Annotated in this window: 25 protein-coding genes and 1 pseudogene; 2 read left to right on the forward strand and 24 right to left on the reverse strand. The window is 73.2% G+C overall.

All coding sequences use genetic code 11. The features are described from left to right. Positions 1-4: 4 nt before the first annotated feature. Both OV079_RS00740 and OV079_RS55455 read right to left on the reverse strand, forming a co-directional pair. Positions 5-394: a LytR/AlgR family response regulator transcription factor gene (locus OV079_RS00740; RefSeq protein ID WP_267765648.1), complete on the reverse strand. Its 390-nt coding sequence runs from the start codon at positions 392-394 to the stop codon at positions 5-7. Then, on the reverse strand, positions 391-1,497 hold the full coding sequence (locus tag OV079_RS55455; protein WP_267765649.1) for a sensor histidine kinase: 1,107 nt from the start codon (positions 1,495-1,497) through the stop codon (positions 391-393). Before OV079_RS55455 ends, OV079_RS00740 begins: the two co-directional genes overlap by 4 nt. A 495-nt stretch (positions 1,498-1,992) precedes the next feature. Between OV079_RS55455 and OV079_RS00750 the strand changes: the two genes are divergently transcribed. Further along, positions 1,993-2,355: a hypothetical protein gene (locus OV079_RS00750; RefSeq protein WP_267765651.1), complete on the forward strand. Its 363-nt coding sequence runs from the start codon at positions 1,993-1,995 to the stop codon at positions 2,353-2,355. Between the two features lie 3 nt (positions 2,356-2,358). Here OV079_RS00750 and OV079_RS00755 read toward each other — a convergent pair whose 3' ends face one another. The 5 genes from OV079_RS00755 to OV079_RS00775 all read right to left on the reverse strand — a co-directional run bounded on the left by OV079_RS00755 (position 2,359) and on the right by OV079_RS00775 (position 5,668). Further along, the gene (locus OV079_RS00755; protein ID WP_267765652.1) at positions 2,359-3,072 is read right to left on the reverse strand and encodes an SDR family NAD(P)-dependent oxidoreductase; all 714 of its coding nucleotides are present in this window, start codon (positions 3,070-3,072) and stop codon (positions 2,359-2,361) included. Next, positions 3,069-3,584, reverse strand: coding sequence for a 6-pyruvoyl trahydropterin synthase family protein (locus tag OV079_RS00760; protein WP_267765653.1), 516 nt, complete (start codon positions 3,582-3,584; stop codon positions 3,069-3,071). Before OV079_RS00760 ends, OV079_RS00755 begins: the two co-directional genes overlap by 4 nt. An 8-nt stretch (positions 3,585-3,592) precedes the next feature. Further along, positions 3,593-3,976, reverse strand: a complete 384-nt coding sequence (queD, locus tag OV079_RS00765; RefSeq protein ID WP_267765654.1) for a 6-carboxytetrahydropterin synthase QueD — start codon at positions 3,974-3,976, stop codon at positions 3,593-3,595. A 27-nt stretch (positions 3,977-4,003) separates the two neighbouring features. Beyond that, the gene (gene folE, locus OV079_RS00770; RefSeq protein ID WP_420829487.1) at positions 4,004-4,567 is read right to left on the reverse strand and encodes a GTP cyclohydrolase I FolE; all 564 of its coding nucleotides are present in this window, start codon (positions 4,565-4,567) and stop codon (positions 4,004-4,006) included. Positions 4,568-4,708: 141 nt separating this feature from the next. Next, a complete protein-coding gene (locus OV079_RS00775; protein ID WP_267765655.1) occupies positions 4,709-5,668 on the reverse strand; it encodes a hypothetical protein in 960 nt (319 codons plus the stop codon). A gap of 202 nt (positions 5,669-5,870) precedes the next feature. Between OV079_RS00775 and OV079_RS00780 the strand changes: the two genes are divergently transcribed. After that, positions 5,871-6,920, forward strand: coding sequence for a pirin family protein (locus OV079_RS00780; protein ID WP_267765656.1), 1,050 nt, complete (start codon positions 5,871-5,873; stop codon positions 6,918-6,920). 20 nt (positions 6,921-6,940) lie between these two features. On the opposite strand, the gene OV079_RS00785 is transcribed toward OV079_RS00780, so the two are convergent. From OV079_RS00785 to OV079_RS57025, 17 genes and pseudogenes are all read right to left on the reverse strand, one after another. Next, complete coding sequence (locus OV079_RS00785) at positions 6,941-7,285, reverse strand: hypothetical protein (protein WP_267765657.1); 345 nt, start codon at positions 7,283-7,285, stop codon at positions 6,941-6,943. Between the two features lie 11 nt (positions 7,286-7,296). Continuing rightward, the gene (locus tag OV079_RS00790) at positions 7,297-8,043 is read right to left on the reverse strand and encodes a hypothetical protein (RefSeq protein WP_267765658.1); all 747 of its coding nucleotides are present in this window, start codon (positions 8,041-8,043) and stop codon (positions 7,297-7,299) included. A 276-nt stretch (positions 8,044-8,319) separates the two neighbouring features. Further along, positions 8,320-8,922: a hypothetical protein gene (locus tag OV079_RS00795; protein ID WP_267765659.1), complete on the reverse strand. Its 603-nt coding sequence runs from the start codon at positions 8,920-8,922 to the stop codon at positions 8,320-8,322. A gap of 203 nt (positions 8,923-9,125) precedes the next feature. Then, positions 9,126-9,593: a GNAT family N-acetyltransferase gene (locus OV079_RS00800; RefSeq protein WP_267765660.1), complete on the reverse strand. Its 468-nt coding sequence runs from the start codon at positions 9,591-9,593 to the stop codon at positions 9,126-9,128. Between the two features lie 31 nt (positions 9,594-9,624). Next, positions 9,625-10,653: a hypothetical protein gene (locus OV079_RS00805; RefSeq protein ID WP_267765661.1), complete on the reverse strand. Its 1,029-nt coding sequence runs from the start codon at positions 10,651-10,653 to the stop codon at positions 9,625-9,627. Between the two features lie 2 nt (positions 10,654-10,655). After that, positions 10,656-11,222 carry a hypothetical protein gene (locus OV079_RS00810; RefSeq protein ID WP_267765662.1) on the reverse strand — a complete coding sequence of 189 codons (567 nt, stop codon included), beginning with the start codon at positions 11,220-11,222 and terminating at the stop codon, positions 10,656-10,658. 13 nt (positions 11,223-11,235) lie between these two features. Further along, positions 11,236-12,168 carry a trypsin-like serine peptidase gene (locus OV079_RS00815; protein ID WP_267765664.1) on the reverse strand — a complete coding sequence of 311 codons (933 nt, stop codon included), beginning with the start codon at positions 12,166-12,168 and terminating at the stop codon, positions 11,236-11,238. 259 nt (positions 12,169-12,427) lie between these two features. Beyond that, positions 12,428-14,500 (reverse strand): ATP-binding cassette domain-containing protein, encoded by a 2,073-nt coding sequence (locus OV079_RS00820; RefSeq protein WP_267778424.1) that lies wholly within the window; start codon positions 14,498-14,500, stop codon positions 12,428-12,430. A 48-nt stretch (positions 14,501-14,548) separates the two neighbouring features. Further along, complete coding sequence (locus OV079_RS00825) at positions 14,549-16,171, reverse strand: TolC family protein (RefSeq protein ID WP_267765666.1); 1,623 nt, start codon at positions 16,169-16,171, stop codon at positions 14,549-14,551. Positions 16,172-16,176: 5 nt separating this feature from the next. Continuing rightward, the gene (locus OV079_RS00830) at positions 16,177-17,502 is read right to left on the reverse strand and encodes an HlyD family secretion protein (RefSeq protein ID WP_267765667.1); all 1,326 of its coding nucleotides are present in this window, start codon (positions 17,500-17,502) and stop codon (positions 16,177-16,179) included. After that, positions 17,499-19,544: an ATP-binding cassette domain-containing protein gene (locus OV079_RS00835; RefSeq protein ID WP_267765668.1), complete on the reverse strand. Its 2,046-nt coding sequence runs from the start codon at positions 19,542-19,544 to the stop codon at positions 17,499-17,501. Before OV079_RS00835 ends, OV079_RS00830 begins: the two co-directional genes overlap by 4 nt. Positions 19,545-19,827: 283 nt before the next feature. After that, entirely contained in the window at positions 19,828-20,142 is a 315-nt protein-coding gene (locus OV079_RS00840) for a hypothetical protein (RefSeq protein WP_267765669.1), read from the reverse strand. A gap of 638 nt (positions 20,143-20,780) precedes the next feature. Further along, entirely contained in the window at positions 20,781-21,320 is a 540-nt protein-coding gene (locus OV079_RS00845) for a lectin MOA-related protein (protein WP_267765670.1), read from the reverse strand. Between the two features lie 81 nt (positions 21,321-21,401). After that, positions 21,402-22,319, reverse strand: coding sequence for an FHA domain-containing protein (locus tag OV079_RS00850; protein WP_267765671.1), 918 nt, complete (start codon positions 22,317-22,319; stop codon positions 21,402-21,404). 20 nt (positions 22,320-22,339) lie between these two features. Further along, entirely contained in the window at positions 22,340-24,049 is a 1,710-nt protein-coding gene (locus tag OV079_RS00855) for an ATP-binding protein (RefSeq protein WP_267765672.1), read from the reverse strand. Between the two features lie 5 nt (positions 24,050-24,054). Continuing rightward, complete coding sequence (locus OV079_RS00860; RefSeq protein ID WP_267765673.1) at positions 24,055-24,627, reverse strand: hypothetical protein; 573 nt, start codon at positions 24,625-24,627, stop codon at positions 24,055-24,057. 49 nt (positions 24,628-24,676) lie between these two features. Further along, positions 24,677-25,006 (reverse strand): annotated as a pseudogene (locus OV079_RS57025) (ATP-binding protein); the annotation flags it as partial. Between the last annotated feature and the right edge of the window lie 22 nt (positions 25,007-25,028).

Genomic DNA, 25,028 nt, shown 5'->3' on the forward strand with positions numbered 1-25,028 from the left:
GGCCTCACCCGCGAGCGCGCGCCGGGCCGCCAGCGCCGCCCGCACGCGAGTGAGCGCGGTCGCCAGACGAGCCTCGTCGAACGGTTTTAAAAGATAATCGATGGCGCCGGTTTCTGAATGCGTCGACGGCGTGGTCGGCGTACGCAGTGACGAACACGATCAGCGGCGCGGGGGTCATGTGGAGCCGCCGCGCCAGCGCCACGCCGCCGAGGCCCGGCATCTCGACGTCGAGCAGGACGAGGTCGGGCCGCTCGCTGCGGATGGCTTGCAGCGCAGCGTCGGCGTCCTCGGCCTCGGCCGCGATCACCACGTCGGCGTGATCGGCGAGCAGCGCCCGCAGCCGGCTGCGCGCCAGCGGCTCGTCGTCGGCGATCACGACCCGCAGCGCCGTCATGCCGCCTGCCAGGGCTGGAAGGGGAGCCGCAGCTCGGCCGCAGTGCCGCCGCCGTCGGCCGGGGCGAGCGTGAAGCGGGCCGCCTCGCCGAACATCGCCGTCAGCCGCGCGCGCGTGGTGCCGACGCCGGTCCGTTCGCGGCGCCCGGGCTCGAGGCCGACGCCGTCGTCGTGGACGCGCAGCACCAGAGTCTCGCCCTCGCGGCGGGCGCCGAGGCTGAGCCGCCCCGGCCCCGGTCGCGGGCCGATCCCGTGGGCGAGGGCGTTCTCGACGAGCGGCTGCAGGAGCATGCCCGGCACCCGCGCGCCGAGGACAGCCGGATCGACGTCGCGGACGACGGTCAGCCGCGGGCCGAAGCGCATCGCCTGCAGCTCGAGGTAGAGGTCGACCTGCTCGAGCTCGCGGCGCAGCGGCACCTGACCCTCCGGGCCGGCCTGCTGCGTCAGGCGCAGCAGGTCGCCGAGGCCGACGAGCATCCGCTCGGCGCGCCGCGGGTCGTCGCGGACGAGCGCGGCGATCCCGTTGAGGGCGTTGAACAGGAAGTGCGGGCGCAGCTCGAGCGACAGGGCGCGCAGGTTGGCCCGCGCCAGCGAGCGCGCGAGGACCTCGCGCTCGACCCGCTCGTGAGCCCGCTGCAGCACCGCGTGGGCGAGGGTCAGGACGACGAAGCCGGCCGTGCCGCGCATGACGACCTCGCCGGGCCGCATCTGCGCCGCGATCACGCCCGGGTCGGCGCCGAGCAGCGCGACCGCGAGCAAGAGGAACACGAGGGTGACGACGGCGTCGACCGCGACGTAGTCGGCGCACAGCAGCACGCGCAGCAGGCCGTGACGCGCCCGCAGCCCGGGCGTGAGCGGCAGGGCGTCGAACACCCACCACAGCGGCCAGGCAGAGGCGACGTACACCGCGGCCCCGGCCAGAGCGACGGCGAACATCTGCCAGCTCTCGACGGCGAGCCCGCGGGCCTGGAGCTCCTGCACGGTCGCGTGGGTCGGGCCGTAGACCATCGCCAGGACGACGCCGACGAACACGAGCCATTGGCCGCGGGTGGTCTGGTGATACACCGAGGGGACGCCCTCGAGCGGTCTGGCGCCGGCGCGCACGAGCGCAGTGTAACCCATGGCGACCCGACCGCGTGCCCGCAGCCCGCAGCGTCATGCGACCGGCTGCGAGCTCGCAGCGACAGCGCGACGGAGGGCAGCTCCCTGCGCGCTCTCGGTCCACACATCCGGCCCATCGGATCGTACACGACCAGGCTGAACTGCGGCGTGTCGGGACCTCGGGATCCGTCCTCGGTGCCGCTGGGGCGTCGCAACTCTCGACAAATGCGAACTGTCCGCGACCCCGCGTCGTGACGAGGCCGTCGATGTCTCGCACGACTCCGACGCCGCGAACAATCAAGCGTCCCCGCGACGCAGTGCCACGGCGCGCGCAATCCTGCGAAGACGCGAGCACACGACCTGCGACGCAGGGTCGCAAGTCGACCGCACCCCTCCTGTAAAAAAAAACGGCGGGGCGAGCGCGGCGCCGAATGATCATAGTGCTGCGAAGCGTCGTCGCGGGCGCGCCGCCGGGAGGTGCTCGGTTATCCTCGCCGGGTGGAGACGCCTGCCGTTCATCTCGTGCTCTTGGCGAAGTTCGCCGGTGTGATGCTGTTCATCGCCGGTTCGGGCGCCTCGCTGCTGGCGAAGACCCGCGAGGAGCGGCGCCGGGCGACGCATCAGATCGCCTCGACGGGGCTGTTCATCGCCTGGTGCGGCGGGTTCGCCCTGGCGACGCTGTCGGCGATCCCGTTGACCGAGCTGTGGATCTTGCTCGGCCTCGGCCTCTCGCTGGCGGCCCATGTCGTCGTCGTGACCGCGGCCGAGCGCGGGGCCGGGCGCGGGCACGTGATCGTATTCGCGGCGCTGATCCTCGGGATCCTCGCCGCGATGATCTTCCGCCCGGTGTTCGGCGCCTGAGCCTCAGCTCTCGCGCTGGCCGAGGTTGGCGTGGATGACCGCGCCGTTGAGCGAGGGCCGCTCGACGCAGAACGCGACGATGTCGGCGACCTCCTCGGGGCTCAGCAGGCGGCCGTACGAGATCATGCCGAGCACCCGCTGCATCACTTCGGGGCCGAGCGCGCGCAGCGGGTCGAGCAGCGGGGTGTCGACGAAGCCCGGGCACACGCACACCGCGTGGATGCCGGCGCCGAACAGGTCCTGCACGGTGGCCCGTAGCAGGCCGACCAGCGCGTGCTTGCTGGCGCAGTAGGTGAGGCGGCCGGGCACGCCCTTCTCCGACAGCGTCGAGCCGATGAAGATCACCGACGAGCCGGGCGCCATCAGCGGCAGCAGGCCCGCGGTCAGCTCGGCCGGGGTGACCACGTTGATCCGCATGGCCTGCTCGCAGGCGCGGGCGTCGAAGTCGGTGACCGCGTCGGCGATCGGGAAGGCGGCGTTGTGGATCAGGTGGACGCGGCCGCGCGCGCCGACGAGGTCGCGCACGCGCGCGATCGCGTCGGCCACGGCCGCGGCCTCGCCGAGGTCGACCGCCAGGTTCTCCACCCCTTCGACGGGACATGGCCGACGGGACAGGTTGATGACGCGCCGGCCGTCGGCGCGCGAGCGCGCCGCGATCGCCTGACCGATGCCGGCGCTGCCGCCCGTGAGCACCACGGTGTCGGCGGCGGGGCTCATGCGCCCCTCCGCCAGCTCGCGGCGCCGAGCTGGCCCGGGCCCGACGAGACCTTGACCATGAGCGCGTGGATCGGCGCGACCGCGAGGACCTTGCCCTCGTCGACCAGGCGGCCGACGAGGTAGCGCGCCAGCTCCTCGACCGTGATGTTGCGGATCGGCAGCACCTGCACGTCGCTGCGCAAGAACGGGATCGCCTGACCGGCGAACTCGGCGTACACGTATTCGCCCTCCTCGCGCAGCTTCAGGTGCGGCGAGCGGCCCGGCAGCAGCACCCACTCGTCGAGGCTGTCGCACAGGCGCGTCACGATGCGCTTGAACTCGGCGTAGTCGCCCATCATCCCGTTGGCGTCGGGCTCGCCGGTGATGCTGACCTGGACCGCGAAGTTGTGGCCGTGCAGCCGCTCGCGCCGGTCGGCCGAGAAGATCGTGAAGTGCCCCGCGGAGAACTTCATCGCCTCCTTGGACAGCTCGATCGTGATCGGCAGGGGCGCGGGGTCGGTGCTCGCGGTCATCGCAGGCCTCAGGCCGCCGGCGGGCGGTCGTCCTCGTCCTCGCCGCGGTAGATGCAGCCGCAGGTGCAGGTCTCGCGCACGCCGACCTCGCACAGGAGCGGCAACGACGGCTTCAGGCGGCGCCAGATCCACCGCGCGAGCAGCTCGCTGGTCGGGTTCTCCAGGCCCTCGACCTCGTTGAGGTAGTGGTGGTCGAGCAGGCGGTGCAGCGGCTCCCAGGCGACGTCGAGGTCGCCGAGGTCCATGATCCAGCCGGTGTCGGCGCCGACCGGCCCGCGCACGCGCACGTCGATCGCGTACGAGTGGCCGTGCAGGCGGGCGCACTTGTGGCCGGGCGGGACCGCGGGCAGGCGGTGCGCCGCCTCGAAGTGATAGACGCGGTAGATCTCCATCGGCGGCCCCTTCGCGGCTGCGGCCCGCTAGAACATCACCTTGTGGCGGATGAGGTTGAGGAACTCCTGGCGCGTGTTCAGGTTGTCCTGGAACACGCCCACCATCGACGAGGTCACCGTCCACGAGTTGGGCTTCTGCACCCCGCGCATGATCATGCACATGTGGCTGGCCTCGATGACGACGCCGACGCCGTGCGGCTGCAGCACCTCCTGGACGGCCTCGGCGATCTGCCGCGTCAGCCGCTCCTGGACCTGCAGGCGGCGGGCGAACATCTCGACCACGCGCGCGAGCTTCGACAGGCCGACGACCTTGCGGTCGGGGATGTAGCCGATGTGCGCGCGGCCGATGAACGGCAGCATGTGGTGCTCGCACAGGCTGAACATGTCGATGTCGCGGACGAGCACCATCTCGTCGTGGCCGACGTCGAAGATCGCCCCGTTCAGGATGGTCTCGAGCGACTGGTCGTAGCCGCTGGTGAGGAACCGCAGCGCCTTGGCGACGCGCTCGGGCGTGCGCTCGAGGCCGTCGCGGGCCGGGCTCTCGCCGACGCCGCGCAGGAGCGTGGCGACGGCGTCCATCATCGGGGGCATGACTGCTTCGGCGGGGGGGCGGTCTTTGGGATCGGTCACCGAGGCCTCTGAGACCTGGAGTCTAGCACCGCGGCGCGGCGGGCTCCAAGGCCCATGCCGCGAGCTTTCGGACGTGAGCGCCGCGCGTCCCCCGAAGCGAACTCAGCCGACCGGCGCCGGGAAGCAGGTGAACTCGATCTGTCCGTTCACGTCGCCCCAGTTGAGGTTCACCTCGAGCGCCTCGACCCCCAGCGGCATCAGCACGCGGTTGACGCTGGCGTAGTCGGCCGGCTTGAGATACCCCGCGAACTCCGAGCTGATGTACGCGCCGCCGCCGTGGACGGTGACGTACTCGAGCAGCGTCTGCATCTCTTCGTCGGTCGGCTGATCGCCGCCGTCGAACTGGCCCGAGCCCTCGAGGTACATCACGATGTCGTAGTCGGCCGCGAGCTGGGCCGGGTTGCCGACGTACTGCGGCGGCAGGTGGATGCCCGACGAATCGCCGGGGTAGTTCCAGTTGGCGGGACCGTCGGAGTCGCCCCAGCCCCACCAGAACAGCTTCGGGTTCGGGTCGGGGCTGCCGGCCAGCCACTCGCGGATCGGGCAGTCGGACTGCTCGTTGAACGGGAGGCTGCTGTCGGCGGTGGCGATGAAGCGGCCGGGGCCGGCGTTGCCCAGGGCGTAGACGATCTCGCCCTGCAGCTCGGCGGTGGCGAAGGTGTTCTGATTGAGGATCGCCAGAGTGCCCGACTGCTGCGAATCGATCGTCAAGGCACAATCCACGCACTCGGTCATGCCGACGTCGGGCATCGCCCCGAGGTCGAACTTCGCCGCGCCGGTGGTCGTCGCCGGCCCGGTGCTCGTGCTCGACGCGTCGGTGGTGGTCGGCCCGGTGGTGAGCCCCGCGCTCGTCGAGGTGCCGGTGCCGTCGTCGCTGGTGCCGGTGGTCGCGTCGCCGGTGGTCGTCGTGGCCGGCGGCGCGGTGGTCGGCCCGGGGACGCTGGTGATGCCGGCGGTGGCGCTGGCGCTGTCGCGACCGTCGTCGCCGCAGGCCGCGAGCAGCCCCAGCACCGCGCCGGCGAGGCGGCAGAACGGGATTCCGCGCGTGATAAGGGAGTGCATGCGGGCACAGTACGCGGCGCCCGAGCCCGTCACAAGCGTCGCGCGCGGCGCGCGAGAGCGGCGGGCGCGGGCCCGGGCGGCCGCGCTCGCAAGCGCGTGCGGACGGCTGTACGGGCCGCTGCAGGCCACTGTTGCCGAACGGACAACAGCGCGTTGCACTGTCCTGGCTTACGCGCGCGCTCCGGCTGCATACTCGAGCGTGATGCGCGAGCAAGACCCGACCTCCTCCTCGACCGACGACGCGGTGCTGGGCGTGATCCCGCTCGGCCCGCCGCCGTGGCCGACGCTCGACCCGTTCCTCTTCTGCGTCCACCACGACGACGCGTACCCGGCCGGCAACGAGGCGCTCGGGCCGGCGGCGTCGCTCGCGGGCCGCGACATCGGCCACGACTTCGCCGGCATCGACGGCTGGCGCATGTACCACGGCGACGTGGTGCCCGGATTCCCGGCCCACCCGCACCGCGGCTTCGAGACGGTGACGATCGTGCGCAGCGGTCTCATCGATCACAGCGATTCGCTCGGCGCGGCGGCCCGGTTCGGCGGCGGCGACGTGCAATGGCTGACGGCCGGGGCAGGCATCGTGCATTCGGAGATGTTCCCGCTGCTCGACCGCGAGGGGCCGAACCCGGCCGAGCTGTTCCAGATCTGGCTCAACCTGCCGCGCGCGAACAAGCTGGCGCCGCCGCACTTCTCGATGCTGTGGCGCGAGACGATCCCGACGCACGTGGCCGTCGATGGCGACGGGAGGCGCACGGAGGTGACGGTGGTCGCCGGCCAATTCGCGGAGGCGAAGCCGCCCGCGCCGCCGCCGAACTCGTGGGCCGCGCGGCCCGACACGGACGTGGCGATCGCCACCATCAAACTCGCGCCCGGGGCCCGCTGGACGCTGCCCGCGGCGCTGCCGGGGACGCTCCGCGCGCTGTATTTCTTCCGCGGCGAGGAGCTGCGCGCGGGCGGCCTGGCGGTGAAGGTCAGTCATCGCATTCAACTGCGACCGGAGCTCGCGGTCGAGCTGGTGAACGGCGAGGCCGCGAGCGAATTGCTGCTGCTGCAGGGCCGACCGATCGGCGAGCCGGTGGCCGCGTACGGGCCGTTCGTGATGAACTCGCAGGCGGAGATCCAAAAGGCCTTCGGCGACTATCAGCGGACCCGCTTCGGCGGCTGGCCGTGGCGCAGCGACGGGCCGGTGCACGCGCGCGAGGAGGGTCGGTTCGCCATCCACGCCGACGGGCGCAAGGAGCGGCCGGCGTGAAGCGGTCGTGATCGAGGCGTTCACGCCGGCGGGCCGAGAGGGGCAGCGCCGGCGTCGTCGGCCCGGGCTTCGGCAGCGGCGAGCTGGCGACGACGGAGCTCGCGGCGAATGTGGCGTTCGATCAGCCCCATGCCCAGATACGGCGCCAGCGTGTTGACGACGACGAACAGGGCCAAGGAGATCGGCCACCGCATCACGAGGTAGAAGAGCACGAGCGTCCACGGGAGCGTCACCGACAGCACGATCGGCAGGACCAGGCGCTGCCGCTCGGGGTCGTTCCAGAACCACACCGTCGGCAGGAAGCCCAGCCGCTGCGGCCGATCCAGCAGGTGACGGCGAGCCGAGGGGATGGGGGCCGGTTGCACGCTGGATCTCCTCAATCGAGGCAACTCGCGAGCGAGCAGGCGACGGCGAGCGCACACCCGCCCGCCGAATTCACGCAGCTGCCGGCAGCGGGCAAGAACCCGGCGGCGGCGGCGGTGCAGGTGATCGCCGCGCCTCCGCAGGCGAACGCCTGCCCGAGGATGCTCTTCTTGACGCCCCACCAGCGCGGGCTCGGGACCACGACAGCCGTCGCGACCTCGAGGCCCGGCGTTCCTGCGTCGGCCAGCGCGGCCGTCAACGCGTGCGCGTCCTTCCACAGCGGCGAGCCGGCCAGGACCGGTGCGAACTGGTGATTCACGAGGTCCGCGTCGCCGTGCACCGCCGAGACTGCGCCCGCGAGATCCACCTCGATGAACGCAGCGGCGTCGGCAGTGTGGGCCGCGAAGGAGAGGGCGCCGGTCCTTGGACCCGCGGTCCCGTCGAGGCTCCACGCGTGGCGAACGCTGCCGAGCTCGGGGAACAGGGCTGCGAGCTCGAGCCTGAACATCGAGCTCTCGTACGTGAAATCGACGCTGACGCTCACGTCGTCTTCGGCGAGGGCGATCGTCAGCTGGCCCTCGGCACAGTAGCAGCGGAGCTCGCTCGCATCTCGGGTCGCGGAGAAGCCGGCCTCGTCGAACTGGACGGCGTAACCGAGCGCCTCGCCGGCCTCGGAGAGGCGCTCGAGCGCCGGGTTGCAGAACTCGGACGGCGCGGCGTCGGCGATGGGCGTGGTCGCGGTCGCGGTCGCGGGCGCCATGCTCGACAGAGAGGCCGCGACGATCGCCAGGCGCGCTGCGGGAGACCGGAGGCTGCGGAGCGGAGGTGGGGACATGCACGCAACGTGGAGGAGGGCGCCGCCGCGGCAACGTCGAGCGAGCGGCGCCGGCATCGCCGCGCAGCTGACTCGGTCCATCACGCAGCGGGCCCAGCGCGGCCGGCGAGCGGCAGCGAGGCGGCGCAGCGAGGCGCGACCGGCGAGCGTCCCCTCGCTCGCGTCGAACTCCCGCGGGGCGGCGTCAATCGGCCTGGAAGATCACCCGCTCGAAGTCCATCGACCCGTTGAGCCCCTTGTCGGCGCCGCAGCGATAGCCGGCGTCCATGGTGTCCCCGAGGGTGTGCCAACACAGCCGCTGCTCGGGTTGGTCTGCGGATTGAAGAAATCTTCGTCGCACTCGATACGATTGACGGTGTCCCCCGCGGCCGCGAAGCCCCACGAGAAGTTGTTGCTGAAGTACCAGGCGACCCCGTTGGCCTCGTGCTTGCCGTCGACCTGGGAGCCGACGTCGAACAGCACGTCGGCGCGCTCGCCCATCGCCAGCAGCTGGAAGTCGGCCGCGCCGACCGGGCGGCAGGCCATGAGGAGCTTGGACCCGGTGCACTGCTGGCCGAGGACCTCCGTGGAGAGGTCGGGCTCGTGCTCGCCGTAGAGATTGGCGAAGCACTCGGACCAGCCGACGAGGGCGTCCCCCGGCACGTCCATCTGCGGTCCCTCGGCCCAGTACAGCTCGTCGCCGTCATCGTCGTCGTCATCGTCGTCGTCGTCGTGATCGTCCTGCGGGTCGACGTCGCAATGAAAGTCCTGAAGATACGGGATTGTGCATAGCAGGCTGCTCAGCGCGATCGTGGTGTAGTTCACAGAGGCTCCTCCGCCGGAGATATTGCGCCCGGGTGACCTCCAGGATGCGACACGTCGCAGACGCGGCAACGATGGAGGTTGATGCCGCTCACGCGCCCGCGCCGGCGAGGCCCGGCGTACGGCGTCCGCGGGCCGTCGGTGGACGGGCCGTGGTGACGAAGATCATCGGCTCGTCGCCCCGAGCGCGGGTGAGTCGCTCGCCGCTACAGCGCGAGGGCCAGGTAGCGGGCGCCCGGGACCGGGTTGGGGCGATAGGGGGCGACGTCCTGGAAGCCGAGCGCCTCGTACATGGCGATCGCCCGGGTCATCGACGGCAAGGTGTCGAGGAACATGCGCCGGTACCCGAGCGCGCGCGCCTCGGCGAGCACCTGCCCGAGCAGCCGCTGGCCGAGGCCGAGGCCGCGCTGCTCCGAGCGGACGTACAGGCGCTTCATCTCACAGTCCGCGGCGCCGAGCGCCTGCAGGGCGACGCAGCCCTGCGGGACCGCGTCGACGGTGCAGAGCAGGAGCCGACCCGAGGGCGGGGCGTAGGCGCCGGGCAGGCGCATAAGCTCGTCGGCGAAGCCCTGGAAGCACAGGTCGACGGCGAGCGAGGCCTGGTACTCGCGGAACAGCGCGCGGGCCTGCTCGATCTGCGCGGCGCTGGTGGCGTGCACGACGTCGATCGTCACCCCGCTCCGATACCACGAACACGCCGCCGAATCACAGCAGCGTGTAGCGGGGGAAGATCGCCAGGTACGCCTTGGCCTGCAGGCGGTCGCCGGCGATCGTCAGCTTGACGTAGAACTGGCGGTGGACCGCGACCCGCCACGGCGCGCCGGGCAGCGCCACCGTGGCGTGGCCCCACCAGTCGCCGAGCAGCGCCTGCGCCTTCGCGGGGTCGCAGGCGCCGTCGGCGGCCAGGGCGGTGAACGTCTGCTGCCAGGCCGGGAAGTCGGCGGGGCCGCGGGCGACGTAGGCCTCGAGGCCGAGGACCGGGCGCAGCGCCTCGCCGGTGGTGAGCTGGACCCCGACCTGGCGGAACTCGTCGCCGATCGCCGCGAGGGCCCGCTCGGCGGTCGAAAGGTCGCCGGGCCAGCCGATCCGGCGCAGCCAGGCGGGCACGTCGCGGGCCAGCAGGGCGTAGTGGACCCGCAGGTCGTCGCCGCCGCGGTGCGGGGTGGCGGCGACGTGCAGCGCCCGGCCGGATGCGGGCAGGGCCTCGGCGGCGCGCCGCAGCGATTCGATGGACATGGCCGAAGGGGCATGTCCCAACAGCAATGTCGCGCCGCGCTCGGCGGCGGCGACTAGGCCGGCGAGCGGCGGCCGCTCGGCCCCGCGGTGGGCGCGGAAGGTGTTGGCGCAGGCCGGGTCGAGGCACAGGAACGCGAACGCAGCCGGCGGGCCGTCGCCGACGAAGTCGAACTCGAGCCAGACCGACGGGCTGTCCTTGAGGACAGGCTCGTTCGGCCACGCGCGCACCAGCGCCGCCGGCCCGGGGCCGCACAGCTCGGGGTCGCGGGCGAGTGCGGCGAGCAGCTGCTCGCGGCCGCCGTCCCACGCCTCGCAGCAGCCGGCGAAGTCGACGCGCGGGTCGTCCGCGGTCAGCCGGCACTCGAACCCGAGCCAGTTGAAGGCCGGCGGCAGCCGCCGCGACCAGCCGGCGATCGTCCGCAGGCGGGCCGGGTCGACCAGGGCGGCGGGGACGTGCGGCGCGACGGCGGCGAGGACCTCTTGCGGGGCGGGCGGCACGCTCAGGCCTCGCGGACCTTGAGGGTGCCGAAGTAGCGGGCGACCTTGCGGAACGGCCGCGGCCGCAGGCGAGTGACCGCGACGTCGACCTGGTACTCGCCGGGCAGCTCGAAGTTGGCGACGCATTCGAAGGTGACCACGTCGACCGGCGGCTTGGGCACCGGGATCGGCAGCACCGGGGCGCCGCGGACGACCATGCGCTCGCAGCGGAAATACACCTCGACCGCGAACGCCGGGCCGCCGGAGAACTCGTCGGGCGGATCGATCTCGATCGTGATCGCCAGAGTGACCGGCGCGCCCGTGCCGACGATGTCGGGCTTGACGCTGCGGATCGACAGGGTCGGCCCCGGCCACATGAGGGCCGGCGGCGGGACGTCCTTGATCGCACGAATGGCGTCGACGACCCCGACGGGCAGCAGGGTGACGATGCCGTCGGGCAGCCCCAGCAGGGCCTCATAGTCGGCGGGCTTGACGTTGTAGTCGTCGAGCACCGCGGCGGGGTCGTTGGCGAAGCGGTCGCGGACGCCGGAGACGTCGCGGGCGAAGTCGGTGAGCAGATACAACAACACGGATAGTCCCTCCTTACGATTCGGGGTACGGAATATAATCGGCGAACAGGGCCACGCGCGTGCAGGTCTCGCCGGGGCACTGGTCGAGCATGCATTGATCGAGCTTGCAGCCGAGCGAGGGCATCAGGTCCTCCTGACCCGACACCAGCAGGCCGACGATCGCGTGGGTCTCGGAGTCGAAGATCGGCGAGCCGGAGTTGCCGCCGTAGGCGTCGAGGTTGGCCTTGAAGTGATCGGCGGCCGCGGTGTCGCGCACCACCGCGTTGCCGGCCAGCTTGCGCGGCAGGCCCAGCGGGTGGCCGGCGATGTGGACGGGGCGCCGGGCGGCGACCGGCTCGGTCGCCAGCGGGCGGATCGTGCGCCCCACGACCTCGCGGTCGAGTTCGAAGATCGCCCAGTCGGCCGGGTCGTCGTCGGCGCAGCGCACGAGCTCGGCCCGCAGCTCGTAGACCTCGTCGACGGGGATCCACACCGCGTCGTCCTGCACCGCCTCGAGGTCGAAGGCGAAGGTGACGACGGTGTTGGCGAGCTGCGCCGGGTCGACGCAGTGCGAGGCGGTCACCAGCCAGCGGCTGCGCCGGCGCTGGGGGAACCGCGCGACCAGGAAGCCCGAGCCGCGCGCGCCGGGCAGGCACGGCTCGCGGGCGAAGCGGTGGTCGCACAGGTCGAAGTGCTCGCGCAGCGGCTTCGTGCGCAGGCGGTAGCGGCCGCCTTCGACCTCGCCGAGCTCGGCGCGGTCGAACAGGATGGCCACGCCCTCCTCGTCGGCCCGCAGCTCCCGCAGGTAATCGGCGGCCTGGCGCGCCTCGAGGTCGAGGTTGCCCAGCAGCACCCCGAGCCGCGGCGGCAGCGCGTCGCCACATTCGGGCAGGTTGACGAGGTCGTTCGAGCCGTGGACCGAGACCATCCGCCGCAGCAGCGCCGACGTCAGCGCCCGCGAAGACACGCCGCTGAGGTCGACGGGCCGGTCGTCGCCCGCGAAGCGCCGGTCCAGCTCGCGCAGCAGGACCTGAGATCGACGTCGCGGAGATCGGGGGGCGGCATGGCTGTCCGCGAGCGATCGTACGCGCTGGCGGCGGCGCGGCAGTTACCGCGCGATTACAGCCAATGTCGACAGAACCCCGATCTTCGCTTGCGGCCCTGCCCCGCGGCCGCGACGTCCGGCGATCGAGGACGAGGTCTTCGCCGCCGGCGATGCGCGGAGGTCAGGCCGCGTGGAGGACGTGCCGGCGATCGCAGCGCGCGAGCACCTCGTCGCTGTCGACGCTGTCGGTCACGACGAGCACGGTCCACGGGCGGGCGCGGTCGAAGATCCAGTCGAGTAGGGCGGCCCGCTGCGGCGCGGCGAGGTCGAGCCGGTCGAGGCCGAGGTCGATCAGGAGCAGCCGAGGTCGGGCGACGAGCGCCCGCAGCAGCACCAGGCGGCGGACCTCGCTGTCGCTCAGCATGCCGCCGTCGCCGTCGGGCAGCAGGTCGTGGTCGAAGCCGCCGGGCAGCGCGAGCACGGGCCTGCGCAGCTCGACGAGGTCGATGAGCGCGTCGAGCTCGGCGTGGTCGCCGAGCCAGTCGGGGCCGACGATGTTCTCGAGCAGGGTCGCGCCCACCACCTCGTCGCCGCGGACCAGCGCGACCTGCTCGCGCAGGCTCTCGAGCTCGAGCTGGGCGACGTCGCGGCCGTCGAGCCGCCCCGTCAGCGTCAGCGGCGGGTGGCGGTCGTAGAAGCCGTACAGGAGGTCGAGGACCTGGCTGTGGCCGTCGTTGCCGCCGACCAGCGCGACGCGCTCGCCCGGCTGGATGACGAGCTGGATATGATCCACGCTCAGCTCGACCGCCATCGGCCGCGGCACCGCCGGCAACACCTCGCCGCCGACGGGCTCCAGCTTGGCGTCGAGCGTCCGGCCCAGCGTCTCGATCGCGGCCACGCCCTCGAAGATCGGGTCGAGCTGCTGCCCGAGGCCGCGGACCCCGGCCCCGATCTGCGACACCAGCACCGACGCGGCCACCAGCTGGCCCAGCGTCAGCTCGCGCGAGATCACGAGCCAGCCGCCGATCGCCAGCACGCCGACGGTCGCCAGCACGTCGAGCGCGGCGCCGGTGACGATCTGGCGGAGGAGCGTCGAGAAGTAGCTGCCGCGCGCCTGCAGCCAGTTGCGCACCAGCACCTCGCCGTGCGCGTCGGCCAGGGCCCGCCCGCGCGGGTCGGAGAAGGCGATCCGCATGTGGCCGACGTCGTCGATCCAGCAGAACAGGGACCACTTGGTGTGGGACTCATAGACCGCGCGGCCCTCGGCGCCGCGCCCCGAGAGCATGACGACGGCGATGCCGACCAGCAGCACCACGTCGAACGCGAGCAGCAGCGGGTGGTAGAACGCCAGCAGGAGCAGGCTGGCGACGCTCACCATCACCAGGGAGGTGCCGTCGAGCAGCAGCGACCAGAAGTCCTTCTGCAAGATCGGCATGTCCATGTAGCGGTTGCACAGCTCGCGGTTCGAGATCTCCTGCCGCGACTCGCGGGAGGTCCGGGAGGTGCGGCGGATCCAGTCGGCCACGCCCTGGACCCATAGGCGGCGATGGACCCGCTCGACCACGCCGAACTGCATCACCCGCAGCACCGCGATCGCGCTCAGGGCCACCAGCAGCATCGTCGACAGCATCAAGATCGGCTGCGCCAGGGCGTTGGCCGAGATGGTGTTGACGAGCGCCTGCGCGGACACCGGCACCGCGAGCGAGACGACCGCCATCACCGCGCCGTACACGACGACGACCCAGACCTCGCGCCCCTCGAGCAAGAAGGTCCGCATCAGGCGGATGAACTCGGTCGGCGGGAAGGTCAGCGGCGTGAGCATCATCGGCGGCTCGATCGCCAGCCACGGCTGGCTGACCCGCGGGGCGCCGGGCGGCCGCATCCAGGCCATCAGCGCCGCGGGGCGCAGGCGCAGGCGGCGTTCGCTGCGGCCGTCGATCACGACCAGGTCGAGCACGCCGCGCCGCTGGCCCAGGAGCACCACCCAGCGGTCGCCGAGCAAGGTGAACGCCGGCGCGTCGAGGGTGCACAGGCGCGCCAGCTCCTCCGCGGTCTCGACCTCGAAGCGCGCGGCCTTCAGGCCCGCCTGTCGCACCGCCCGGGCGGCGGCGACGTCCCAGGCCTCGAGCCGGGCCGCGGTCTCGTCGGGCGCGTGCATCACCGGGGGCGCCAGCTTCTGCCGGGTCGCCTGGGCGACCAGCTCGAGCACCCGCGGCGGCACCGGGGCGGGGTCATCCATGATCGGTTGTTGCATCGATTCCACGCGCGACCTCGTGTACTTGCAAGGGACGAAAAGGACCGCTCACGGGGTCACCGGCTGGACGCCTTCGCCGAGCGCCACCTCGAGCCGGGCCTTGGCGACGAAGTAGTCGGAGACGGCCTGGATCTCGTTGTGGGCCGCGTCGGCGCTGGCGACCTCGCGGAGGTTGACGAGGAGGAGGTCGCCGGCGCCGAGCTGGAACTTGCGGTACTCGGCGGCCGCGAGCTGACGCGACAGCTCGAGCTCCTGGTTGGCCAGGCGGGCGCGGCGGTAGGCGGCCACGAGCGCCTGGTGGCCGTCGCGGACCTCGACGGCGATCGTGTTGTCGAGGAAGCGCAGCTGGGCGGCGACGATCTGGGCGTTCGCGCGGGTCGCCTCGAGCTGACCGCGGGAGTATCGCAGCGGGATCGGGACCTCGAACAGCAGCGCGATGACGGCGTTGTTGCGCGAGAACTCCGGGATCAGCGGCCGGCCCATGTAGCGCGACACCCACGCCGACAGCTCGACCCGCGGGTTCCGCTGGTTCTTGGCCCAGCGCAGCTCGACGTCGGCCTGCGAGCGCAGGGTCGTGCGGGCGCGGCGGTCGGGCCGGCGGTCGAGCGCCTCGGCGATCTCGGTCTCGATGTTGCTGCCGGCGTCCGGGGCCTGCATCGCCGGCAGCTGCGCCGGGAGGCGCTCGACGCCGGCGATGACCGGGTTGCCGTTGCCGTCGCGCAGGTACAGCGACAGCTCGAGCCCGGCCTGCTGGAACGCGCGCTCGGCCGCGACCACGCGGCCCTCGCGGTCGAGGATCAGGCGCCGGTTGTCGACGCCGGCCAGGGGGTCGAGGGCGCCGAGCTCGATGCGCCGGCCGAGCGCCTCGTCGCGCTCCTGCGCCAGCTCGAGCAGGGTCTGCTCGATCTCGAGGCGGAGCCCGTTGGCGACCCAGGTCCAGTACTTCGTCGCCGCCTCCGCCTCGAGCGTCAGCAACTGGGCGTCGCGGACGTCCTTCATGCGGTCGACCTCCATCTTCGTCTGGCGGAGGTTGGCGCGCCGGCGGTCGATCCCGCGGTCGCGCCACAGCGGCAGGGTGAGCCCGGCCGTCAGCGTGCCGGCGGCCGAGCGGACGTCGCGGCTGCCGACGCGGTCGTCGACGTCGAGGATGCTGTCGAGCGTGGTGTTGTAGAAGGGCCGCCGGCCGACGCCGACCTGATAGCCGGCCCACGCGGTGAGGCCCCACAGCGGCGTCGGCTGCTCGACGCGGGCGTCGACGACCGCGTTGCGGTAGACCGGCTCGTACGCGGCGCGGCCGCGCAGGACGGGGTCGTAGACGCCCTTGTTCTGGCGGGCGTGCCCCTGGGCGGTCTGGATCCCGAGCTCGGCGCCCTCCATCCGCGGGTCGCGCTGCTCGACGCTGTCGAGGACCTCGGCCAGCGTCAGCACGGGGCCGGTGCGCTGCTTCGGGGCCGGCGCCTCGGGCGGCTTGACGGGCTCCTCGATGGGGACCGCGTCGGGGACGCGGTCGCTCGGGCTCGGCGACCGGGCCGGGGCCGAGTCGCTCGGCGACCGGGCCGGGGCGGTGCTGCTCGGACTCGGCGCCCGGGCCGGGGCCGCCGTCGCGGGCAGGGCCAGGCCGAGGCACAGCAGGGCCGCCGCGCCGGCGATTCGCAGGGTTCGCGTCGGCATCGCGCTCACGGGCTCCCTTGCGCGGCCTGCGGGTCGGGCGGCGTGCCGAGGGCGGGCGGGAAGCCGTTGATCTGGCGCCACACCTCGAAGCCGAGGCGGACCCGCTCGAGCAGGACCCAGCCGTTGGCGCGCACGCCCTGGCGCAGCCAGCGGCTCTCGGGCCACGGCAGGTCGTCGGGGTCGGGCAGGACCACGACGCGGTAGCGGCCGTCGTCGCTGGCCATGGCGTCGACGAACACGACCTCGCCGCCGAAGGTGCCGACCGCGACCGACGGCCAGCCGACGAACTGCACCGCCGGCCAGCCCTCGAACTGCAGGCGGACCTTGCGGCCGGCCGAGATCAGCGGCCCGTCGCGGCCCGACGCCCACAGCTCCACGGCGGTGGCGCCCATGTCGGGGACGAAGGTCGCGATCACGTCGCCGGCGGCGACCATGTCGGTGCCGTGGCGGCCGACCAGCTTCAGGACCGTACCGTCGCGCGGCGCGACGATCTTCATGCGCCGCTGGCGGGCGAAGCGGACCTCGAGCTGGACGAGGTCGGCCTCGGCCGCGGCGAGGTTGCTCTCGGCGTCGGCGAGGGCGCTGCGGGCCTCCTCGATGGTCGCGCGGGCCGAGGTGGAGACGGCGTCGGCGTCGGCCTCGAGGGCCCCGATCTCGCGCTCGGCCGCCTTGAGCGTGGACTTGGCCGTGTCGAGCTCGGCCGAGCTGGTGTCGACCTCGAGCCTGGCCAGCTCGAGCTCGCGCTCCGAGGCCAGGCCCTCCTTGAAGAGCGCCTCGGTGCGGGTGAGGTTGAGCGTGGCGGTCTCGTTGGCCGCCACCGCCGCGTCGACGGACCGCTGGGCGGCGTCGAGGCGGTCGCGGCCCATCTTGGCCCGCAGCCCGGCCGACGACGACTGCGCCGTCTCGCTCATCTCGAGCGCGGAGATCTTGGCGCGGTTGACCTCGACCGCGCTCTGGGCCGCCAGCCGGCGCGAGTCGATCGCCAGGCGCTCGCGCTCGAGGCGGGCCAGGATCTCCGGGTCGTTGTCGCTGATGTCGGCGATCGGGTCGCCGGTCTTGACGTGCGAGCCCTCCTCGACGTGCCAGGTCTGCAGGCGGCCGTCGATCGGCGCCTCGATCGAGGTCTGGCGGTCGAGCGGCGCGTAGGCGATGACGCGGCCGGTGGCCGGCACGCTCTGCTGCCACGGCACGAACACCAGCGCCGTGACGATCAGGAGCAGCGCCAGGCCGAGCAGCACGACCGCGACGCGGGTGCTGTGCGGCTGGCGGACCGACAGGAGGCTGGTGCGGGTCGTGTCGAACAACGGGGTCAAGTGCGTGGGTGCGCTCATCGTTCGCTCCCTCCGATCCGGATCACTTGTTGGTGGTCGCAGCGGGCCAGCACGTCGCGGCTGTGGACGCTGTCGGTGACGAGGAGGATGGTCCAGGGGCGCCTGCGGTCGAACAACCAGTCGAGCAGGGCCGCGCGCTTGGCGGCGGTGAGCCCGAGGCGATCGAGGCCGAGGTCGAGCAATAAGAGCCGCGGGCCGGCGATCAGCGCCCGTACGAGCACGATCCGGCGGATCTCGCTCTCGCTCAGCGGGCCGGCGTCGCCGTCGGGGATGAGCTCCTGCTGCAGGGCGTTGGGCAGCCGCTGCAGCGCGGGGTGCAGGTCGACCAGGTCGAGCAGGGCGTCGAGCTCGGAGGGGTGGCCGGTCCAGCCGACGCCGACGAGGTTCTCCAGCGCGGTGGTGCAGACGACCTCGCCGCCGCGGACCAGGGCGACCTGGTCGCGCATGCTCTCGATCTCGAGCAGGTGGACGTCGTGGCCGTCGAGGCGGGCCGACAGGTTCGGCAGCCAGGTGCGGCCGCAGAACCCGTACAACAGGTCGAGCACCTTGCTGTGGCTGTCGCTGGCGCCGACCAGGGCCGCGCGCTGGCCGGGGGCCACCGCCATGACGACGGCGCCGGCGTCGTCGACGAGCTCGACGGCCAGCGGCGCCGGCAGCCGCGGCAGGACCTCGCCGCCGCTCGGCTCGAGCTCGGCGTCGAGGGCCTGGCTCATCGACCACACGGCGGCGATGCCCTCGTAGATCGGGTCGAGCTGGCGGCCGAGGCGCCCGACGCCGGAGCCGATCTGCGACACCAGCACCGAGGCCGCCACGAGCTGGCCGAGCTCGAGCTCCTGGCTCATCACCAGCGAGCCGCCGATCGCCAGCACCGCGACGGTCGCCACCACCTCGAGGCCGGCGCCGGCGATGACGTGGCGGAGGAGCGGGCGGAAGTAGCGGCCGCGGGCGTGCAGCCAATCGCGCAGCAGGAACTCGCCGCGGCCGTCGGCCAGGGCGCGGCCGCGGGGGCCGGCGAAGGTGAGGCGGCCGCCGGCCACGTCGTCCATCCACGCGAACACCGCCCAGCGCGCCGACGCCTCGCGCTTGGCCCCGGCGGTCGCGCCGAAGCCGGCGAGCAGGACGCCGCCGATGCCCAGGATCAGCACCGCGTCGAAGGCGAGCAGGACCGGGTGGTAGAACCCGAGCAGGACCAGACTCACCAGCATCACGAGCACCAGCGAGGAGCCGTTGAGCAGCAGCGCCGCGACGTCCTTCTGGAGAATGGCGACGTCGAGGAAGCGGTTGGTCAGGTCGCGGTTCGAGGTCGATTGCCGCGACTTGCGCGAGGTGTGGGAGATCCGGCGGAGCCAGTCGGTCGCGCCGCGGACCCACCAGCGGCGGTGGATCCGCTCGACGGCCACGAGCTGCAGCACCCGCAGGAACGCGACCGCGCCGAGCGCGATCGCCAGCATCACCGCGAGGATGACGATCTGCTCGAGCATGGCGGTGGCCGAGATGGTGTTGACCAGCGCCCCGGTGGCCAGGGGGACCGCCAGCGAGGCCACGGCCATGGCGACGCCGTAGACGAGCACGATGGCGATGCCGCGCCGCTCGAGCCCCAGGGTCCGCAGCAGTCGCCGCAGGTCGGTGGGCGCGCGCGACAGGGCGGCGTACATCAGCTGCGGCTCGATCGCCAGCCACGCCATCGGCCAGGTCGCGCCGTGGTCCGCCAGCCAGCGGGTCAGCGCCGGCCCGCGCAGCCGCAAAGCCTCCTCGCCGAGCGCGTCGACGACGCGCAGCACGAGGGCGCCGGAGCGCTCGCCGACCAGCAGCAGCCAGCGCTCGCCGACCCGGGTCACCGCCGGCGCCTCGAGCGAGCGCAGGCGCGAGAGCTCCTGCGGGCCCGACATGGCGAAGCGAGACGCCTTGAGGCCGGCGCGGCGCATGGCCTTGGCGACCGGCCCGACCCAGTCCTCGCCGGTCCAGCGGACGCTGCGCGCGGCCTCGCGGGCGACCTGCAGGGGCAGGTCGTGGCCGGCGCTCTTCGCGAGGATCTCGAGCACGCGGGCGGAGACTCGCGTTGGATCAGTCATCGAAACCTGGATTCAAGGCACACCCGATCAAGCCGTGAGCCCCGCGAATGGGCACAGGCGCGCACGGTGGAGGTGGATTGTTCGCAAGACCGGCGAGAGCCCAAAGCGCGGCCTGACACCGCCGCCGGCGTAGCCGGCCGCGAGTCATTCGGAGTGGCAGCAATGTCCTGAGGGCTTCACACGGCTCCCCGAATCTGCGTCACGGGGTGAGCAGAGCGTGGGGAGGTGCAGGCGACCGGGGTCGCCGGAGCGATCAGGCCACCGGCGGAGGACCGCGGGCGCGCGAGACGCAGGCCTGACACGAATGGTGCGGGCGGCTCTGCGTCGGCAGCGGCCACGACGCGAACCACTGCTCCTGCCGCTCGAGCATGTCGAGAGGCGGGGGTGCGGGGTCGCTCTGGTCGCGCCGCGGGGAATGATCGGGCGGTTCCTGCTGGCGCGAAACGATGGGCCCTTCGTGCCCACCGGCGGTCACGCGGTCCTCGTCCTGGCCGCGCTGGATCGCCCATAGGTCTCGCGGCGCGGAGAACAGGAGGGCGGTGAACACTGCGATGAGCAGTGCCAGCACCGACTTCCTCCCTGCTTCCGCGGCTTGACTCATGAAAAACTGCGTAAGGCTATCACAGTCGAAAGGTTCACCAGCAAGAGAGTGGAGTCACGATTCGATGTGAGGTCCGACCGCCGGGCATTCCCTCAGCCCTGTCGCAGAGCATCCTGCGACCCAGAGCTGTTCCGCGATCGTGGGCGTCACGCCTCAGTAGTGTATCACGAACTCGCAGAGGTTTTCACCATATTGACGGGGCTCGCACGTGGCCTCAGGACCCCGATGCTGTGCCCGCTTTCGATCGATGACGGCCCGGTGGAATCGATGGCGAGGCCGCCGCGGAATCGTTCGTGGGCTCGCGACCCGAACATTCCGTGAGTCATGAGGACGACGTCGCCGATGCAAAAGCGAGCGCCGGACGGACGTCCGTGTGGCAGATGGAGGTCGCGGCAGCCCCATCGTGCCACTCGCGTCGCGTGCTCGTCGCGCGCGGCCCGGGCCGGGGCGATCTCGGCGCGCCCGGAACACCCGCCCGGCTGCGCGCGCCGCGGCGCAGGCGACTTTCGCCGAACCCTGGCCGAGGACGGCGGACGCGGCGCGCGGCGGTGCGGGGCCTCTCGCTCGCGCGGCCTGCTGCGGGCCCGGCGAGCGAGCCCAGCGGCTCACACGAGGAGCAGCCGGATGCCGCCGACGCAGCGCTCGAACGGATAGATGTCGTCGGTCTGCGGCTCGATGAACCACACCGCCTCGTCGCTGGTGATGGCCCAGTTGATCGCGTGCGCCTCGGTCGCCATCCAGTCGAAGCGGCCCCACGCGAGGCCGACGCACAGGCCGTAGCGCAGCTCGCCGGTGTCGTAGGCGTGGGCCGTCATCTCGCCCTTGATCGCGTAGGCGAAGTCGTCGCAGTCGTAGCGCTCGAGCATGTGCGCCTTGCGGTCGGCCTGGCTCTCGCGGAGGATGAGCGCCAGCTCGCGGCGCGACGGCAAATAATAGCTGTCGGCGCCGAAGCGCAGCAGCGCGGCCTCGGTCAGCCGCCCGGCCAGGGTGGTGCGAATCAGACGGTCGAGCCACTGCGAGGTGGCAATACGACCCGGGGAGCCCGGACGGACGGCGAGCGCGGCTTCGTCTACAGATATCGCCGGTATCGCCGCGATCCGGGTCCCCGAGAGTCGACCGCGCGCGGATATATAGGGTGAGCTCATCGACCGCCCCTGATTCGCGGGGCCAAGCTCGCATGGGCCCAGCGGCCTGTACATTACCCGGAAGTTACGGCGGCCCGGGCGTCACACCCGGACGATCTCGATCCTGCAGGCGCCGAGCCGCAGCTGACGCGTGCCCTTGCGCCGCTCGACCAACTTCGCCGCGTCGGCGACGCCCGCCTGGCCGAGCTGCGAGCGGCTGCGATGGATGCTGATGTTGAGGTGCCCCGGCTCGATCTTCAGCATCGCCAGCAGCCGGTCCTGCTGCACCCAGCCCTGCTCCGCCTCGGGCACGCCGCGCTGCTGATCGGCCACGCGCGCGCGGGCGAGGAGCAGCAGCGGGTAGTGGTGCGCGCGGGCCTGGAGGTCGAGGCGCCGCTCGCCGACGAACGCGACCAGCTCGACGTACTCCTCGTTCGAGCTGTGCGAGAACCGCAGCAGCAGGTCGGCGACGGTGACGTCCGAGGGGTGCTCCTCCCACGTGCCCGGGCCGCCGGTCGGGAGGTGCACGCGCCACATCTCGCCGCGGACCAGGACGACGGCGCGGTCGCCCACCTCGGACAGCTCGCCGTGGCGCTCGCCGATCCAGCGGTCGGGCCCGTCGGGGTACAGCAGCAGCTCGGGCGGGTCGTCGTCGGGCAGCGCCAGGAGGCCGGCCGCGGCGACGCGGATCCGTCCGCTGTCGAGGTGGACCGCCATCGGCCGCGGCGGGGCGTCGTCGACGAACTCGAAGGCGCCCGACTGGCGGCCGAAGCGGATCTGGTGGCCGCGCCGCAACGGCACTCGCTCGCCGAAGGCCAGCCGGTGCTCGCCGACGGCGGTGCCGTTGCGGCTGCCCAGGTCCTGCAGCTCCCACACCGCGCCGGTCCACTGCACGACCGCGTGCTGGCTCGAGACGTCGCGGGCCGCGAGGATCAGGTCGCAGGCGCGCGAGCGGCCGACCAGGCAGCGGGCGGGGAGCAGCTCTTCCCGCCCCGTATCGAGCCCCAGGAGCGCTCCCACGGCCGGCGATCCTATCGCAGTCACGGCAGGAACACCCGTTGCCAGCGTTCGGGGTCGGAAACACCCAGCTCACGGAGGGCCCGCTCGGCCCGCGCGCGTCGCTCGACGTCGGCGCCGGCCCTTCGCTGCTCGATCGACCACGCGGCCAGCGTCATGCCCGCGGCCTGAAAGCCGTCCGCGGCGGCCGCGAGCTCGGCGTCGGCGCGGGCCCGCGTCGGCGCGGCGCGGGCCCGGATCCAGCGCGCGTGCAGGGCCGCGTCATGGCGCGACTCGCAGCCGAGGCGGCACGCGACCCGCATCGCGCCGCGGCGATCGCCGCGCGCGAGGGCGCAGCGGGCCCGCAGCAGCAGCGCGTCGATCCGCGAGATCGGGTTGCGCAAGAGGCCCGCGCCGACGATGCTGGACCAGCGCTCGCGCAGCCGCGCGTCGGCGCGGTGGACCTCGCCGTCGTAGAGGTCGCAGCAGACCTCGACGCGCAGGGCGTAGAAGTGCTGCAGGGTGTAGCTCCGCTGGGTCCACCGGCGCACGCTGTCGCGCGCGTAGTGGCGGGCCGCCGCGAGGTCGCCGGCGGCCACGCGGGCCTGGGCGAAGAACTGGCTGAACACGACCAGGCCGTAGAGGTCGCCGCGGGCCTCCGCGTCGCGCAGGTGCTCGCCGGCGCGGCGCTCGACGTCGACGAAGCGGCCGAGCTGGTCGAGCGCGGTGAGCTCGAAGCAGGCCCCCAGCACGCGCTCCCACGGCATGCCGGCGCGCGGGGCCGACAGCGCGTCGAGGCCCTTGGCGGTGCGGGCGACGCACTCGCGCCAGTCGCCGGTGATCATCGCGTCGGCGGCCGAGCACACGTAGGTGAGGCCGAGCAGCTGCGGGTCGTCGCGGGCCTCGGCGATCTCGCGGGCCCGCTGGACGAAGCGCGCGCCGACCTCGGCGCGGCCGATCAGGCGGTGGAAGGCGCCCAGCACCGCGAGCCCGCGGCCGACCCGGCCCGGCTCGCCGGCCTGCAGCGCGGCCAGCACGGCCCGCACCGCGAACAGCATGCCGTCGGCCGGCATGGTGTTGGTGAGGCCCATGCCGACCGACCAGCACAGGTCGACGCGCCGCAGCTGCGCCGCGGTCGGCGCGACCTCGCCGCGGACCTCGATGCCGCGCAGGCGCAGCCGGGCGTAGGTCCACAAGAGCGCGAGCACGGCCAGGAGCGGCGAGCGCGGCCACCACACGCCCTCGGCGCGCAGCATCGGCCGCAGGAGGTCGAGCCCGCGGTCGATGTAGCCGGCGGCCATCCACGCGTCGGCGGCCTGGCGCAGGACCTCGGCGCGGCTGTCCTCGGGGACATGTTCGGCGCTGGCCAGGAACGCCTCGGCCCCGGCGGCGCAGCGGCCCGCGCGGACCAGCACGCGGCCCTGGCGGCGGCGCAGCGCGGCCGACCGCGAGGGGTCGAGCCCGGCGATCCAGGCGGCCGCGTCGTCGAGCAGGGCGCCGGCGCGCTCGAAGGCCAGCGCCTGCTCGGCCTCGGCCGCGGCCTCCTCGGCGGCGCCGCAGGCCAGGCCGAGCTCGCCGGCGCCGTGCCAGTGGCGGGCCCGCAGCTCGGGGGTGCCGCAGCGCTCGCGCTCGAGCGCGTCGGCGATGGCCCCGTGCAGCTGGATCCGCAGCGCCGGCGCCAGGCCGTCGACCACGCCCTCGCCGATGCGGTCGTGGCTCGGCTCGACGATGTCCCACCGCCGCGTGCCCTGCATGCGGATCAGCGACAGCGCCCGCAGGGCCCGAGCGCGGCCCCGGGGCTCTTCACCCGCGCGGCCTGCAGCAGCACCCCCTGCGGCAGCGGCTGGCCCGACAGCGCCACCGCGGCCAAGAGCCGCGCGGCCTCGTCGGGCAGGCCCTGCGCGCGCCGCCGGACCCACTCGGCGATCGCGAAGGCCGGCCCGGCCTGCCCGTCGCGAGCCAGCGCTTCCACCAAAAACGGGTTGCCACCTGACTCTCGGGCCAGGTCGGAGATCCGCGCGTCGGCCCGCCCGCCGAGGTGATGCCGCAGCAGCGCCTCGCAGGCGGCGGGGGCCAGCGCGCCGACGCTGAGGGGGCGCTCGGCGATGGCCTGGCCGCGCGCGCTGGCGCGGGCGTGGAGCTCGCGCAGGCAGGCGCTGTCGGCCTCGCGGTCGCTGCGACAGGTGGCGACGATCGTCAGGGCCAGGCCGTCGGGGCGCGGCAGCAGCAGGTCGAGCATCAGGCCGGCCGTGTCGGCGCCGGCGTGGTGCAGGTCGTCGACGAACAGCACCACCGGGCGCCCGTCGGCCGCGGCGGCCAGCAGCGCCCGCACGGCGGCGAACGCCGCGCTGCGATCGTCGCCGTCGGCCTCGGGCAGCGGCGCGCAGCAGCGCCGACAGCACCGGGAACACCGTCGAGGCGGCGACCACGTCGTCCTCGCGCCAGCGCCCGGCGGCCCTGAGCCGGCGCATCAGGGCGTCGATCGCCGCGTCGAAGCCGCCGTAGGGCACCGACTCGCACTCGTAGCAGCGCCCGGCCAGCACCCAGGCCGCGCCGGCGCGCTCGAGCGATTCGAGGACCTCGCGCACCAGGCGGGTCTTGCCCACGCCCGAGGCCCCGCGCACGCGCACGAAGCCCGGCGCGCCGGCGACGGTCGCCGCGATCGCGGCCTTCAGCGCCCGCTCCTCGTCGTCGCGGCCGAACAGCGGCACGGGGGCGAGCGCGCCCTCGGGC

Source organism: Nannocystis pusilla (assembly GCF_026626665.1).
In the GTDB taxonomy this organism is placed as follows: domain Bacteria; phylum Myxococcota_A; class Polyangia; order Nannocystales; family Nannocystaceae; genus Nannocystis; species Nannocystis pusilla.